Origin of the sequence: Paenibacillus sp. FSL R5-0701 (assembly GCF_037973995.1) — a bacterium.
Classification (GTDB): domain Bacteria; phylum Bacillota; class Bacilli; order Paenibacillales; family Paenibacillaceae; genus Paenibacillus.
Genome location: NZ_CP150230.1, coordinates 906,696 through 922,358 on the forward strand (window position 1 = coordinate 906,696; position 15,663 = coordinate 922,358).

The window sequence follows — 15,663 nt, forward strand, 5'->3', positions numbered from 1 at the left end:
ACTAAGTTACTTCTGCTCTGGTTTCGGGTCCAGAATGGCATAACTGCCTAGCGTGGCTAATTGTGCTGTATTCAGAAGCGCTTCATCCACTGCAGCGAGGGCTTCACCGGCAGCTGTCATCAGCTCATCAGAGTCAACAGGTGAGGCGAAACGGAGAATGACCCGGTTCTCTCCTTTTTTGAGTTCACTCTCAGCCTTGGTTTTGTACTCATTAATGGACGCGACTTCGAGATCATTCTGCACATAATAATCATTGGCATCGCTCTCGCCATTAAACATCGTGAGCTCGGAATCAAGCCAATAATCTTGATCCGCTATCGTTTTCTGACTTGCAGCAGTCTCATCATTGGCATTGTACAGGAAATACGGGATGCCGGAGTTCGTCAGGTTGCTGGTGGCATCGACATGGAACCATTCGTTCCCGATTTTGACCTTGTTCCATGCATGTGGAACGCCGCTGGAAGCGCCCGTTACAACGATGCTTTCCAATCCCGAGAGATCGGAGAGCAATTTGTAAACGGAAGCATAGCTGGCACATACCCCAACTCCTTTGACCAGAATACCGTATGTGGTGAACGAGTCATTAAACTGTGGATCGACATTTTTGAAGTTGTTTTGCTCCGCATTTTCCAGCGCTGCATCATCATACTTCGCGTTATCGTTCAGATAATCGTAGATGGCTTTCCGTTTCTCGTCTTCGTTCATACCATTCTTGATAATGGAAGCCACCACTTCGTTTGCTTTGGCAATAATCTCATCTTGCTTCTTCTGGATTCCACTAGCCGATTCATTGTAATAAATGGAAAGGGTAAGTGTACCATAGTTGTATTCGAAACCTTCCACACCAAGAATCAATGGATTCTGGTACATCACTTTCAGAACAACATCCGAGAGTGTCGAGAAATTTTGAGCTTCGGGAAAAGCTTTCAACGAAATTTTATCTTGTGCCGCAATCATGTTTTTGGCTAACACTTCTTCCAATGCGGAATCTGCATTGATCATTGCATCACCTGTAGCAGGCTGAGGCACGGTTTCCTGATTACCTTGTTCTACATTTTGCTGTGTATTGGATTTCTGTTCATCTACCAGGTTGTCTTCTTCAGCTTCGGGAGCTGGAGCAGGTGCTTCATTGGAAGCTTCTTCAGAAGCCATATCTGAAGAATTATCAGAAGTATCATCGGAAGCCTCAGTAGATAGAGGATCAGTTGCATCTTCTGACGTTCCAGTATCGGTTGTAGACTCTGGAGTTGAAGTTTCCGAAGCCGGTGCTTCCTCTGTTTCCGTTGCAGACTCAGGTGCATCATGATTGTTGATGATCGTTGGCACATCAGGTGCAGGAACGTAAGGTGTGTCATTCTTTGGTTCCACCAGTCCGTTGCTGGAATCGGCTACGGTTTGCTGAGCAAGTCTGTCCAGGTCTGCTTGGGTCACATTTTCTACACGCACGTAACTTTTCAGAGCTGTTCCTTTAATATGAAAAGGAATATTCGTTTCATTGAACTCTGAAATTTCTACGCTTTTGGTATCATAGACAATGGTTTCACGAGCTAGAGAGCCGTCATTGTACTCAACTGTTGCTTTCTGAGGAAGTACATCTATATTCTTTAATTTCTCCCTATACAATTGTTCTTTCAGAGATGTTGGCAACTGGGAAGCAAGCGGAGCTGTAGGGACACCTCTGCTAAAATTGGATTCTTTGCCTCCGCCGATTGCAGTGACGTAATATTCTCCTCGTATACCATGGTTCTGAGTGGTAGTTATCATTTCATTATAAGTGCCTAGCCCGCCTTTTCCGTCTCTCAAAAAATCATTGAAAGACGTCTCTGTCGTTACCGCAATATCTAAAGGCAGACTATTACTGAACGCGTCCTCTGCGCCAGTTAGAGGTACATTTGTATCGAAGTTGGTTAGGTCAGAACGTTTATAAATTTTATATTCTGTGGCACCTTCAACCTTGTCCCAGACCAACTTGAACCGTCTATCTTTGTCAATTTCGTATCTTAGGTTAGGTACAGGTAACTCTGACTTCACTGTAAACGGAATAATGATGGGTTCATCGAGCAACGTCATGTTCTCTGCGTCAGGATCATAATTCAGACGAATGTAATAAATGGGGGCACCACCCCAAGAACTTTGGCCCCTGTTCATCATGGAATCTGAACTTAAAACGCCCCATCCAAGAGGTCTAATAGAAATACTATTGTCATGAATATCTGATAATAAAGGTACTTCACTTGCTTTGAGTGCTTTAATATCGGTATGTACGGATATGGTATCTCTCAGGGACCAATTAGATTTTCCTAAATCTGCTTTAAAATTGAACGTAAATTCTTCATCCTGAGCTACATTGTACATCGGCATGATCGCTTGTTCCGATTCAGAGCCGTATTTCTGCTTCAAACTTAAAATGGTAGAACCTTCTACTACTTCTGTAGGGTTATTTTCGGACGGACTACTCTCCTGTTCAGTACTCTGGCATCCAGCCAGTAACAGGGTGAGTGCAAACATAATGAAAAATAGACGTTTCATGATACACCGCTTTCTTGTTTTTCTGAGTTGTTCTAATGCTACGTTTCTACACACCGAAAGATTATCAGATATGGTTAAAACCCTTACTCGAACCTCTTAACGGACAAACCTCCTATTAATTTCCTAATATCCTTTGCTAGTTTATGGTCATATTGACGCATTGTCAAGGCGATATGGTAGGTTTTAAGTCCTGTAGAACAATAGAACAGTTGTAATTATGTAGCGAGGGGACCATGTTAAAATACAAGAGTTACTACATATTTATATATATAACAGAATAATCTGAGGAGGCTGGGGTGGCGTATGACAGCAGAAAAGATTGTCAGAACCTTTTTTGAAGAGGTCCGATCAGGCCGAAATCCTGATTATGCAAACAAAGTGATGGCGGAACAGGTAATGCCCATCAAGTGATATCTGAAGAAGAGGTCACAGTGACCCGAACCCCTTCCGATTATGCGGATCATGTCCGAGAAATGATCGAAGCTTACGGGGAGTTTTCACTCGAAATTCAGGAGTTGCTGACGCAAGGCGATAAAGTCTATGTGCGCTGGAGACAAACGGGAACCCATATCGGCAAAGTGGACGGATACAGTCCAACGAACCTCCCGGTGATTGAAATTGCCAGTGCGGTATATCGAGTGGAAAACGAACGAATTGCAGAGTATTGGATACAGATCGACAGGTTGGGCATCGAGAGACAATTGGAACGTAATCGGAGCTGAGTTTCTCAGCTCTTTTTTAGTTTTCAGTTCTTTGTAAGCGTTCCCGTGTTATAATGGACAAAGTTGTATACAAGTTACCTAAAACGTTTTCTGTCTTTTGACTATTATCTGAAAGTGAGGTTCAGTGATGATTAAAGCAACGGAAGATAATCAATATGTTGAACTAACAAGCCCTACAAGTTTACCGAAGGCATCCGGATTCCTTTGGAATGAAAAGATGATGATTCATGTGAATTGCCGGGGGTACGCGGTGGCCCAATTCATGCAGCCCGAACCTGCTAAATACTCGTATGCGCCCAACCTGGAAGCGAAGACGTTTATGCAACCGGAGCAGCCATATTATGCACACCATCCGGGACGGTTTGTCTACATTAAAGATGAAGTAAGTGGCGAAATCTTCTCCGCTCCGTATGAACCGGTTCGCAAGCAAGCGGATAGCTATACGTTCGCCGTAGGCAAACACGATATTCATTGGAAAGTCGTCCAAGACGACATTTGCATCGAGATGTCCCTGCGTCTGCCGAAGGAAGAGGTCATGGAGCTGTGGCGTGTGAAGGTAACCAATCTGTCTTCGAGAAAACGCAAGCTTAGTATCTACCCGTATTATACGGTTGGCTATATGTCATGGATGAACCAGTCCGGTTCATATGTGGAAGATTTGCAGGGCATTGTCTGCTCGGCGGTTACGCCGTATCAGAAATATCAGGATTATAGCAAAATCAAAAACTACAGCGACAAAACCTATCTGCTTGCAGATCACCAGCCGACCGCGTGGGAAGTGAATCATGAGAGCTTTGAAGGCGAAGGCGGACTTCATAATCCTTCTGCCCTTCAGTCGGAGACACTCGCTGGTGGAGATGCACGTTATGAGACACCAGTGGCCGTATTGCAATACAGAGTAGAGTTGGAAGCGGGAGCGGAGCAGGCATATCGATTTATTTTTGGCCCGGCTCATGATGAGACAGAGATTGAGGGCATTCGTCAGCATTATTTTGTGAAGCAGAATGAGGCAGGACAGGATGGTTTCACCGCAGCCGAGCAGGAATATGCTGAATATATTGCAGAAGGGCAAGGGAACATCCAGATTGAGACACCGGACAGCTGGTTAGATAATGTCGTGAATCACTGGTTGCCTCGCCAGATGTATTATCATGGCAAAACGAATCGTCTGACAACTGATCCGCAGACGCGGAATTATTTGCAGGACAACATGGGCATGAGTTACATTCAGCCGCAGATTGCGCGGGCTGCGTTCTTGACCGCTCTCTCTCAGCAGCATATAAGCGGCGCCATGCCAGATGGCATTATTTTGCACCCGGACGCAGAACTGAAATATATTAACCAGGTTCCTCATACCGATCACTGCATCTGGCTTCCGGTCTGTATGAAGACCTATTTGGATGAAACGAATGACTATAGCATTTTGGAGGAACAGGTTGCTTTTACAGACAGTGAACAGAAGGTTACCGTACTGGAGCATATGAATCTTGCAATGCGCTGGTTGATCCATGAGCGTGATGCGCGTGGGTTGAACTATATCAATCAGGGTGACTGGTGTGATCCGATGAACATGGTGGGATACAAAGGCAAAGGCGTATCCGGCTGGCTGACCATTGCGACGGCATATGCGTTCAATGTGTGGGCAGATATTGGTGAACAGGCAGGGCATGCCGAGGTTGCAGCGGAATTCCGTCAGGAAGCCAATCAGACCAATGCGGTAGCCAATGAGTATCTGTGGGATGGAGACTGGTATGCCCGCGGAATTACAGATGATAACGTCGTGTTTGGTGTAAGCAAAGACGTGGAAGGACGCATCTATATCAATCCTCAGAGCTGGGCACTTATGAGCGGTGCTGCGGATCAGGAGAAACAGGAGAAGTTAATCCGTGCCGTAGAGGAACAATTGGAGACGCCATATGGTGTCGAAAAGCTTGCGCCGTCCTTTACAGCCATGCGGGAGGATGTAGGACGTGTTACGCAGAAACATCCCGGAAGTGCAGAGAATGGTGCAGTGTACAATCACGCGGCGGCTTTCTATATTTATGCGTTGTACCTGGTGGGCGAGAAGGAGAAGGCGTATCGTCTGCTGCGTAAAATGATTCCGGGGCCCGATGCCGAGGATATTCTCCAACGGGGTCAGCTACCTGTATTTATCCCAAATTATTATCGTGGAGCCTATCATCAATTCCCACGTACAGCCGGGCGTTCCAGTCATCTGTTCAACACCGGCACGGTGCCTTGGGTGTATCGTTGCCTGATCGATGGCCTGTTCGGACTGCAAGGTCATGCACAAGGACTTCAAGTGCGTCCACAACTGCCTGAGGATTGGAGCGAGGCGTCGGTTACACGGTTGTTCCGCGGGGCTGAGCTGAACGTGAACATGAAGAAGGATGCAGCTGTCCAAGCGATTGAAGTGCATGTTGACGGTCAACGAATTGAAGGCGATATCATCAAGAACATACAAGCCGGCGTGAAATATGAGGTGCTGGTGAAGCTGCCATTGTAGAAAAGCGCAAGGAGTAATGCTGAACGATGTGAAGAGTTTTGAACAACCACGAAGCAAATTAAAAACTGCCTTTCCTTCATAGAAGGAGGGCAGTTTTTAATTTCAGCTTGATCAGGACTCGCTCGATTCTTTGACTCGGTACCAATAGCTATAAATCTCGGAATAACCCAGCTTGGCGTAAAGCTTCAAGGCAGGTGCATTATTCGCAACCACTTGCAGGTAACTGGAGGTAGCGCCCTGTCTTTTTGCCCAATGGAGGAGATGAAGGATCATCTGTTCAGCAAGCCCACGATTTCGGAAGTTAGCGTCTGTAATGATGTCATATAATCCAATGTAGCCACGTTCAATTACACCGAACCCACAAGCGACGACTTGCCCGTCGATCAACAGCGAAATGAAACCTACCTTTGTCCGGATATTGTCCAACATTAATTTGGTCGTTTCCCGTTGCAGATCATTCACCTGATTTAGCCTGCAAAAATGATCCAGCCACGTTGCGGTCAACTGCTCGTCAATCTGTACAGCATGGTGCTCAGGCTCTTTGATATGTTCCAGACTCCGAGTCTGGAGGTGGGTGAGATCCACTACAGCATACCCTTTGTCTTGCAAAAGTTGATCGAGATGATCCGGCTGAATAAACGGCGTGATTTTAAATATGGTATTTAACTGATTGGAAGCATAGATGCGCTCACATTCCTCTATCTTTTCATGCACATCTAGCGTGGAGTAGTGGATCGGTTGAACGGAGTTGGCACGTTTGGTGTATCCTTTGGCAAAACGCAGTACCCAGCCGTCATATAATAAGGTGGACAAGGGTTGCCAGTGGTTAAGCGATAGTTCTTCAATGGTTTTGTGTTCTGAATCTATGGTATGCGTCATATCCAACCTCCGATTTTATGATTAAATAATAATACATAATAATGTATAAAAATACAATAAGGATAGATATATCGTCGAACAGTATGCATTATAGCCGGAGATGGTATACAATTTGATTTGATTGAAAGAATGTATATATCTTTTACACATTAACGGAGAGGACAGAAATAACCTGAAGAAGCGAATGTTCGCCTTTATCTACGGATTTTTCCTTTTAAAAAAGGAATCAAAAAAATCTGGGGATAACAGCGATCGGAAGGTTGTTCTGTCATCGGAGTGCCAGAAGCGGAGCGCATTATGTTAACTATAGAGATGCAAGGCCATAACATTAACTGTCATATCCAATACGGTAAACGCAAGAAAGTTTCCATCACGATGGACTTGCCTTATATGGTAACAATCAAAGCACCCAATGGTACCAGTGAAGACATGATCCGGCAACTTGTGGAGCAACATGGGGATGTGATTCTGAAGAAATCCGCTCTGATGCAGCGGGCGCTTGACGGTCCTCAAGCCAAGGAATATCAAGATGAGGGCAAGGGGAAGTTTCTGCTTTTTGGCAAGGAGCATGCACTGCATGACTTAATCCCTGTAGAGGGGCTTACAGAAGAAGAGCTGCGAGCGAATTTGAAGAAGTTTTATTTTGCCGAGTGTAAACGCATGATTGGGGAGCGCATCGGACGTTATCAGCAGGAGTTGAAGGTGAAACCGAAGTCAGTAGAGATCGTAGATTCTCCCACCAAGTGGGGCAGTTGCAGCTGGGACAAAAAACTTACGTTCAATTATCGCCTGGCGATGGCGCCACTGGAAGTGATCGATTATGTCATCATTCATGAACTTTGCCATATTCACCACATGAATCATGATCGCTCTTTCTGGCGGCGTATTGGCAGTATCATGCCGGATTACAAAACAAAAGAAGATTATCTGATGCGCAATGGTCGAGCCATGACGTTGTAATTCCAGACCCAAGCTTTCACTTGGACACGATAGATACCTCCATTATAATTTGTGAAATCCGCGAAGGTCCCACTGTTTGCAGTGAGCGGCTTCGCGGATTTTTGGTTATGTCTGGATCAGGAGTGGGTTACTTGAACGCCGTATTGTTTGAAAAAATGAGTAACCGCATCCATATCCATTCGATCATCGAATAGATGCTCAGGATAATAGATGCCTGGAGCCATAGGCTTGTCCGTTGGCATCATCAGTATCTTCTCGGCTTGCACCGCAGCGCCGAGTGCAGTCATGTGGGTCTGACCGAGTGGGTCAGAGACTGTCATCGTTCGTTTAACGTCGTTTCCTTTTGCATCCAGCCCTTTCAATTGAATGACCAGATGATGTGCACTTCCAGTTCCTGGATTATAGAGCAACTTTCGCCGGAATGGCTTGAAACGTTCACCGCTGATCATCTTCCAGACTCCAGTTTTAACCAGTCCCGTGAGTGCATAGGTAGATACTTTACTATCGAATGCAATGCGGAAGCTGGATGAATCAATATGACTGGTATGAGGTAATGTGACGTGATCGGGTGTATCCAATCTGTAACATGGAGTCGTATACCCGTTCGGGAAATGAACTTTGATCGGATCTGTCATGGGATAGACGAGTCGATGTGTATTGGATTCGGTTATCTGAAAAGGAATACTCATCCGGTCCATGAAGGCTGCCGAATCAGGGCCGGCCTTATCCCGCAGCGACCATAGGGCATGAATGTTTACTTCGACATGTTGCAGAGAGTTAGAAAGTATCATGGCAAAGAGTGACGCCGTTCCTGCCATCCATCCAGAGGACAGCACTACCGGAGCATGAAGCTCTTCCTGCTCTATTGTACGGATCGCTTGATTGAACACCTCAGTCCAGCGTGTTATATCGATGAGTGGGATTCTCCTCCGCACTGCCGATACCAGTAGCCGATCATCCAGATCGTTCACTGCATTAATGATTAACGATATATTCTCTCCTGCGTGAATCAGTGGATCGTCTGCATTGGTATCAACAACAACCGTTTGGACACGATTGGATGGAAAAGGTGCTGCTTTACCCGCAGAACGACCTCCCAATACCAATTCCAGATCAGGATGCCTGTCATGCAAAATGCGGGCAAGCTGTGCACCTACAGCACCATAACCTCCAGCGATAAGAACTCTTTTTCTATTCATTCGATAAACCTCCGTTGATATGTTTATGTACTTATATGTTTAAACTATTGAACATAATAGAGTGAAGAAAAGGAATGCGGTTCACCAGCGCGGTACGCGCTAGCTCTGACATTCCACTTCTACGAGATGAACGAGCTGTTTGAGCAATTCGATCGCATCGTTGAATTCCAGCTTGTAATACATCTCCGTACCTTTTTTCTGAACCGATAACAGTCCGGATTGACGCAATATTTTCAAATGATGAGAGACCGTAGGGCGTGACATGGGGACATGCTCTGCAATCTGCGATACGTTCATGCTCTCTTGATCAATGAGCAGCGATATGATTCGCTGGCGAACGGGGTCTCCCAAACCTTGAAGATAAGGACTTAGATTCTCGAAAATATCAATAACTTTTTGGTTACCCATCGATTCGTTCATGGCTCACTCCGTTATAATGTTTAATTGTTTAAACGTATTATAAGGCTTAGTTCACTTAAAAATCAAATTTAACATTCCAAGTTGCAGGAAAATAGCTGTTCCGTTTGTCCATTTGAAGTACAATATAAGCAAATATGCCTGTACCACGAATCCATTGATGTATCCGTGGTGGAAGGAGTCCAAGATGGCTGAGAGTAACCATTATTCGGTGCTGGTAGATGAATATATCTCGGAGTTTGCACCTGATGTACAGGTGAGATTACAGGCGTTAAGACAGATTATTCGTGAAGCGGCTCCGAACGCCGAAGAGAAGATCAGTTACAAGATGCCCACGTATGCACAGCATGGGAATCTGGTTCATTTTGCCGCATACCAGCATCATATTGGGTTTTACCCTGCTCCCACGGGGATTCTGGCGTTCAAGGAGGAACTCTCCAAGTACAAAGGGGCTAAGGGATCTGTCCAGTTTCCGCTGGACCAGCCATTGCCGGAGGATCTGATCCGCCGGATTGTGGAGTATCGGGTGAAAGAAAATGTGGAGATCGCGTCAGAAAAAAAACGCAAAAAAGGTAGCGCTGGAGGCTGAAAGGCCTGTCTATGGAAGGAGATAGCGGGTGAATAAAGGGTTAATTGTACTTGATGTGCAGCATGGGCTTACAAGTCTGAGGGATGTATCTGTTACAATTGCAAAGATTCAGTCTGTTATTACCATTTTTGAAAAGATGAACTGGCCTATTGTGTTTACCAAACATCTGGACCAGGACAATGAAGAATCCTCTCTATATTATGAGAAAAGTGCCAATTTGGAGATTGTAGTTGATACCAATGAACATCCTATTCTTGAGAAAAGTAAACCGAGTGCGTTCAGTAATACGGAACTGATAAAGTGGCTGCTGGATCATCAGATTCAACATGTATTCATTGTTGGATTCAACATGGAGTATTGTTGTCTGTTTACAGCGATTAATGCTGAACATGAGGGGTTTAAAGTAACCCTGATTGAAGATGCGGCGGGTACAGTAAATACAGCAGAAACGTATGAAATGAAGGGATTAGACATACAGGATTTTATCGGTTCGATTCTGAATTGGTCAGGTTGTATTGAGGTTCTATACATGAATGAATTCAAGGAACAGTATACTTAATTCTTGAGTTCAATCTCTCAAAAGCTCATATCATAAACCAAAAAACAGTCGGATGCCTACGCATTCGCCTGTTTGTGTTTTTAGATTTTACTTTGGTCGTTACTACACTGTACTTCGTTCTGTTCCTATTCTCTTCCTTCACTTCTATTCAAAGGAATAGGTGACGTTTGAATTACTTGCTGTAGGAATGAAGTACATGAAACTTGGGTCCACTTGCAAATAGATGGTCAGATCAGACACGCCCAGATTAGGAACCGTCAGACTGAATCGACCGTTAGCATCCAGCTTCACCGTTTCCGTACGAATATGTTTTTCTTCTGGAGAAGGACCGTGGATTTGGAAAGAGAACGTTTTATTCGCATAAGCCGCGAGTGTTCCCCGTACTTTCAGCGTACGAGCCGCTGTATATTCGAACTGCATCAGATGATTATCGAGATAATCTTCGTTCCCCGTATCCGGTTTTTGTGGCTCTGTTCCAGGGTCTTGTGGTTCTGTCCCAGGATTCTGTGGATCAGTCACAGGCTCTTGTGAAGGATTGCTAACTGAGAAGAAACGAGTCTGGTATGAAATTTCTGCTTTGGCCCCGTCTTTCCTTTTCAAACCTGTAATACGAACGTTGAATGTGTCGCCTGCCTTCAAGGATTTCAAATTATCCGGGCGGAAAATGACAGCATAGTTATACCCATAACCATCAGTATTTACATTGAAAAAGGCCTTTGCAGGATCACTGCTAACCGGGGTTTTAGATCCCAATACCCAAGTTTTCTGATCTGATGAACGGACGATCTCCACTTGTACCTCGGAATTGGAAGGCTTTGCGAAGACGTCCGGGTTCAGCTGTGCAGACCAGGCTTGAGACACATGGAATGCCTCAATCGGGAATGCCCCTTTGTTTGGATACAAGTTGTAATTGTAATTGAGTTTTCCTGAACGGCTTGTATCCATAACCTGCATGGTACTGAAATGGCTTGCATAGTTTTTGTTGTCCCGGGATGCAATCCCGAAGCCAACCTTCTTCAGTTGCGGACTCAAAATCCAGCGGCGATGGCCGAGTGCTGCAATGTTGCTGGCATCGGAATCATCCATATATGCTTCAACGCTTTTGACTGCAAGGTTGCCGGCAGCAGTATAGGAAGCGTACAGGTTGGAGCTTGAAGTCGACTTGGCTCCCAGATCAAAGAAGTCTTTCGGCATATCTGCCGGACGAGCCGGGAAGTGGGTCAATTCTCCGGTAGAAACAACAACTGCTCCATGTTGGGCTTGACGATTGAGTGCAGCGTCCAGGACAAGATCGCCCTCTAACCCGGATAGATAACGATAGAAGTTCGCTGCACCTAGAGCCTGTTTCAATGAGGAATCACTTACTACACCAGCAACGTAAGGTGCCTTGGTCGAGGGGTTCTGTGTGAAAGTGGCTGTCTGGTCCTTACTACTCATCCATTGCGTCCATTTCTGACTGATTTCCTGTTCACTTCGCTCAGGCAGCAAACTGTCGACAGGGGCCGCAGCGATCTGCTGGGTTCCGAGCAGCAGGAATAACAGGCCTGCCAGAGGAAGAGAGAGTAACGAGCGGATGTACCTTTTTTGAATAACCATCTTCTGATCTCCTTTTAGTTAAAAATATTAATATTATGTATTCGATGTATATTATCGACATTAGAGGGATAATTCGTTAGATTTATGAATTGAATTGTTTGTTCGAATTCAGCGATTTTTCAGCCAGAGCCTTTATAATACTCACGGAATCCTGTATTCGAAAAGGAGTTTTGGTATGTCTAAGATGCTGCAAAAATCGTTTTATCTCATTCTGCTCGTGTTTGTTGCGGTGTTTATTGTTTCGTCCTTGTTGGTTCGGGCGCAGTACAACTACGCTTTGTATGGGGACAATCCCATTCTGAGCAGGCAGCAGTGGAGTGTTTTTCTCCCGGTCATTCTTTTGCTTCTGGGTTCAGGTGTCGGGTTATATGCTCTATGTCTGAAACTGAACAAATACAGTCCGAAGGTTGTCATTCCGATTGTGCTGTTATGTTCTCTGGTCATTCAGATCATCATCATTTTTGTATTTCCGAGAGTGCCCACCGATGATTCGCAGACCGTTCTTTCACTAGCCATGAACATGCTGTATGACCAAGACTATTCTTCGTTTGAAACGGGTGGTTATCTGCACATGTTCCCGTTTAACTACTCGATTGTGTTGTACTTGAAGACGTTGCTGTACCTGTTTCCAGACAACTATCTGGTCATCAAACTATTTAATATTTTGTTTTCAACGTTAACAACGTTCATGATTTATCTTATTTATAAACAAGTGAATGACAGATCCACGGAACGTGATTACGGTGTGTTGATCTTTGCAGCGACGTACCTGCCTTCTCTGTTCCTGAACAACCTGATCTATAACGATGTGATTGCCACAGCTTTTCTGACATCTTGTTTATACTTCATCATTCGTTTTGTACGTGAAAAGTCTTGGAAAATAATCGTCATTGCTGCCGTTTTTCTCGCGTTGGGCAATTACTTTCGAAGCATTGGGGTGATCGTGCTAATCGCTGCCATCATATATATTCTGCTGAATATGCGGAGCATTGGAGCGAAGAAAGTTGTCATTTCCATCGGTACGCTGGCTATGTTGTTTAATGTACCAACCTGGACTCAGAATGCGGTTCTTCAATCCTCTGGTGCTGTGAGCGAACCTGTCGGAGAGAATGCTGCACCAGTCTATATGTGGTTGAATATGGGGATTAATCTGGAGCGTTTTGGCTTCTGGGACAATATGGAGAGTTATCAGATCTATCAGAGACAGGCCGACTACAGTAAGGCTGAGAGCACAGCTTTATTTAAACAAGAGATTGGCAACAAGCTGTCTGAAGCAAGTGCGAGTGATTTGGTACAGATGTATTACAAAAAGATTATATGGACCTGGACCGAAGGGACGTACCAGATGGACCGCTACGGAATTGGCAATGAAAGTTCCTTGAGTGCAGGAAGAGGAAGGGTAGGTGGAATCGCAGGCTCCTATAGTTATACCAATGCGATAACAGAACTGTTGCAAGGGGATTCGGTTTATCGGACAAGTTTGCTCTGGATTGTATATGTGATGAATTTTTTGATGTACTGTTTTATTTTCATCCGGTTGGTCGGAGGAATTCGTCGTAAACAGTATGATGAAGTCTCAATAATCCTGGTCATTCTCGGATTCATTGGATTTTATATTCTCTGGGAGATTAAGTCCAGATACATCTACCCTGTATATCCGCTGTTGGTTGTGCTGTCCTATATGGGGTTCAAAGATACGTATGATTTCATACTCCACCGTAAAGGTACCTTGGAGAGATATTCCCTGAGAAAAAGGTGATTATATGCGAAAAAATAAATATTTCACATCGGTTACAATACTCCTTTTGCTGGGTTGCTCGGTTATGCTTACGGGCTGTGATGTGATAACTGCCCAGAATATTACCAAGACCAGTTCTGTGCAAGGCATGAACGGAGGAACATCGAGAGGTGGAAGAGGCGCCGTGGGCATGAATGACCGTACAGGCAGTCCGGACATGATGCAGGGGATGATAAATGCTGATATTACAGGTAGGGTCATCTCCGTGACTGGAAACACAGTCACTCTGGCGTTGCTTGAGGTGCAGGATACCTCATCTCCAAGCATGGAATGGAAGGATACCGGAATGGAAATGAAATTGAATATAACTGATGAGGTTGCTATCACTGAAGGCATGGGAACGCCGCGTTCGGGTAATTCCAGCCCAAATGCGAATTCATCCATTCAAGTATCTGATCTTCAAGAAGAAGACATCGTTATGGTGTGGTATAAGGACAACACCGAGACGGTCGAACGGATGGCGGTTGTCCAGTAAAAGATGCTGGGAATATCGTTATTTTGTAATTGCTTACATTCGGTTTATGGGTTATTATGGTAACAACTGGTTTTTTGAAGGGAGTGAGCGTCATGAAACGACGGTCTAAGATGGTATGTTCTATTACTACAATGAAGGTAAGCATGAACTGAATAATTCCGGCAGACCATTTAGATACAGTGTGGGACATATCCTGTTGCCCAGTCCGGTCTGAGATCTGTCGATAAATAGGGATATAACTGCTCATTTTTTTCTGGCGTATGCGAGGTTTATTTGCTTGTGCAAATTTCCCATACACTCAGATTTTTTTTGAAGCCGCAGGCATAGCCTGCGGCTTTTTGCGCGCAAAAATAGGCATTCGTTGCCTACAAGCAATGCACATGAAACGACCAAAAAGGAGAAATGCCCATGTTAAATTTAAAATATTTATTTCAAAATAATGATCTTGCCGAGATGATTTTAAAGAATTGGAACTATGATCCTGAGTCGCTGGATATGTTTCAGTATTATCGTATATCCTCCAATGCCGTGTATCCGTTCAGAGATCAGGGGGAAGTGAGATTACTTCGATTTGCTCCGGTAGAGGAGAAAAATCTAATCAACCTTAGCGCGGAATTGGAGTTCCTCCGTTATCTTCGAACGAATCAGTATGGAGCCATGGAGGCTGTACCTTCTCATTCAGGGACAGAACTTGTAGAGGCTCACACCCCATGGGGAACGTACTATGCTTCCGTATTCAAACGAGTACCCGGATCGCAGTTAGGAAGTATTGATTTGAATGACACCATCCTGTACAGCTATGGTCAGGCGTTGGGTGAGCTGCATCATTTATCACGTACATTCATGCCTGAGCAAAAGGAGAAACGCTGGACCTATACGGATGTTTTGGATTGGATGCAGGAGATCCTGAAGGTTTTTCCTGGTGAAAGGGCTGCTCTGAACGAGGTGGAGTTCCTCCGAACATATTTTGCGATTTTACCGATGACCCAGCAAAATTTCGGACTCATCCACTACGATTTTGAACCGGACAATGTCTTCTATGACGAAGGAAGCAAGTCTTGTTATGCCATTGATTTTGATGACTCGATGTATCACTGGTACGCGATGGACGTGGAACAGAGTCTGGATAGTTTACGTGAGGAAATCGAGCCTGAGCAATGGGAAGTGAAGAAACAATTGTTCCTGAACGGGTATTGGTCGAAGACAGGAGAACGTTATGATCTGGAGAGTATGTTCCCCGCTTGTCGCCGTTTTGCCAACTTGTACGGCTATGTGCGTATGCTTCGATCTGTTGCAGAGCAGTGGTCACATGAGCCAGAGTGGATGAGCGGACTAAGAGCGAGGTTGGAGAGGAAGATGACAGAAAAGGCAGAGCAATTCAATCATCCAATTTAAAGTCTACACATAAAAAGTTATATCCACCAATACTTTGAA

The 15,663-nt window shown here is 44.8% G+C and carries 12 protein-coding genes and 1 pseudogene; 8 read left to right on the top strand and 5 right to left on the bottom strand.

Annotated elements, in window-relative coordinates; all coding sequences use genetic code 11:
- Positions 1-6: 6 nt before the first annotated feature.
- On the bottom strand, positions 7-2,529 hold the full coding sequence (locus tag MKZ13_RS04175) for a transglutaminase-like domain-containing protein (protein ID WP_339182019.1): 2,523 nt from the start codon (positions 2,527-2,529) through the stop codon (positions 7-9).
- Between the two features lie 303 nt (positions 2,530-2,832).
- On the opposite strand from MKZ13_RS04175, the pseudogene MKZ13_RS04180 reads away from it, so the two are divergent.
- Positions 2,833-3,251 (top strand): annotated as a pseudogene (locus MKZ13_RS04180) (ester cyclase).
- A 127-nt stretch (positions 3,252-3,378) separates the two neighbouring features.
- A complete protein-coding gene (locus MKZ13_RS04185) occupies positions 3,379-5,757 on the top strand; it encodes an NdvB protein (protein ID WP_221818769.1) in 2,379 nt (792 codons plus the stop codon).
- A gap of 111 nt (positions 5,758-5,868) precedes the next feature.
- Here the strand turns inward: MKZ13_RS04185 and MKZ13_RS04190 are convergent, their stop codons facing one another.
- Entirely contained in the window at positions 5,869-6,636 is a 768-nt protein-coding gene (locus MKZ13_RS04190) for a GNAT family N-acetyltransferase (RefSeq protein ID WP_221818770.1), read from the bottom strand.
- Between the two features lie 297 nt (positions 6,637-6,933).
- On the opposite strand from MKZ13_RS04190, the gene MKZ13_RS04195 reads away from it, so the two are divergent.
- Entirely contained in the window at positions 6,934-7,596 is a 663-nt protein-coding gene (locus tag MKZ13_RS04195) for a SprT family zinc-dependent metalloprotease (RefSeq protein WP_339185323.1), read from the top strand.
- 116 nt (positions 7,597-7,712) lie between these two features.
- Here the strand turns inward: MKZ13_RS04195 and MKZ13_RS04200 are convergent, their stop codons facing one another.
- Together MKZ13_RS04200 and MKZ13_RS04205 are read right to left on the bottom strand one after the other, a co-directional pair.
- On the bottom strand, positions 7,713-8,795 hold the full coding sequence (locus MKZ13_RS04200) for a saccharopine dehydrogenase (protein ID WP_221818771.1): 1,083 nt from the start codon (positions 8,793-8,795) through the stop codon (positions 7,713-7,715).
- A gap of 99 nt (positions 8,796-8,894) precedes the next feature.
- Entirely contained in the window at positions 8,895-9,215 is a 321-nt protein-coding gene (locus MKZ13_RS04205; protein WP_017690570.1) for a metalloregulator ArsR/SmtB family transcription factor, read from the bottom strand.
- Positions 9,216-9,399: 184 nt separating this feature from the next.
- Here MKZ13_RS04205 and MKZ13_RS04210 point away from each other — a divergent pair, with 184 nt between their 5' ends.
- Positions 9,400-9,801, top strand: coding sequence for a DUF1801 domain-containing protein (locus MKZ13_RS04210; RefSeq protein WP_221818772.1), 402 nt, complete (start codon positions 9,400-9,402; stop codon positions 9,799-9,801).
- Positions 9,802-9,829: 28 nt separating this feature from the next.
- Positions 9,830-10,360: an isochorismatase family protein gene (locus MKZ13_RS04215; RefSeq protein WP_221818773.1), complete on the top strand. Its 531-nt coding sequence runs from the start codon at positions 9,830-9,832 to the stop codon at positions 10,358-10,360.
- 144 nt (positions 10,361-10,504) lie between these two features.
- Here MKZ13_RS04215 and MKZ13_RS04220 read toward each other — a convergent pair whose 3' ends face one another.
- Positions 10,505-11,956 (bottom strand): CAP domain-containing protein, encoded by a 1,452-nt coding sequence (locus MKZ13_RS04220; protein ID WP_339182026.1) that lies wholly within the window; start codon positions 11,954-11,956, stop codon positions 10,505-10,507.
- A gap of 175 nt (positions 11,957-12,131) precedes the next feature.
- Here MKZ13_RS04220 and MKZ13_RS04225 point away from each other — a divergent pair, with 175 nt between their 5' ends.
- The 3 genes from MKZ13_RS04225 to MKZ13_RS04235 all read left to right on the top strand — a co-directional run bounded on the left by MKZ13_RS04225 (position 12,132) and on the right by MKZ13_RS04235 (position 15,624).
- Positions 12,132-13,715 carry a glycosyltransferase family 39 protein gene (locus MKZ13_RS04225; RefSeq protein WP_339182028.1) on the top strand — a complete coding sequence of 528 codons (1,584 nt, stop codon included), beginning with the start codon at positions 12,132-12,134 and terminating at the stop codon, positions 13,713-13,715.
- Between the two features lie 4 nt (positions 13,716-13,719).
- On the top strand, positions 13,720-14,229 hold the full coding sequence (locus MKZ13_RS04230; RefSeq protein ID WP_339182031.1) for a hypothetical protein: 510 nt from the start codon (positions 13,720-13,722) through the stop codon (positions 14,227-14,229).
- 408 nt (positions 14,230-14,637) lie between these two features.
- Entirely contained in the window at positions 14,638-15,624 is a 987-nt protein-coding gene (locus tag MKZ13_RS04235) for a phosphotransferase (protein ID WP_339182034.1), read from the top strand.
- The last annotated feature ends 39 nt before the right edge of the window (positions 15,625-15,663 follow it).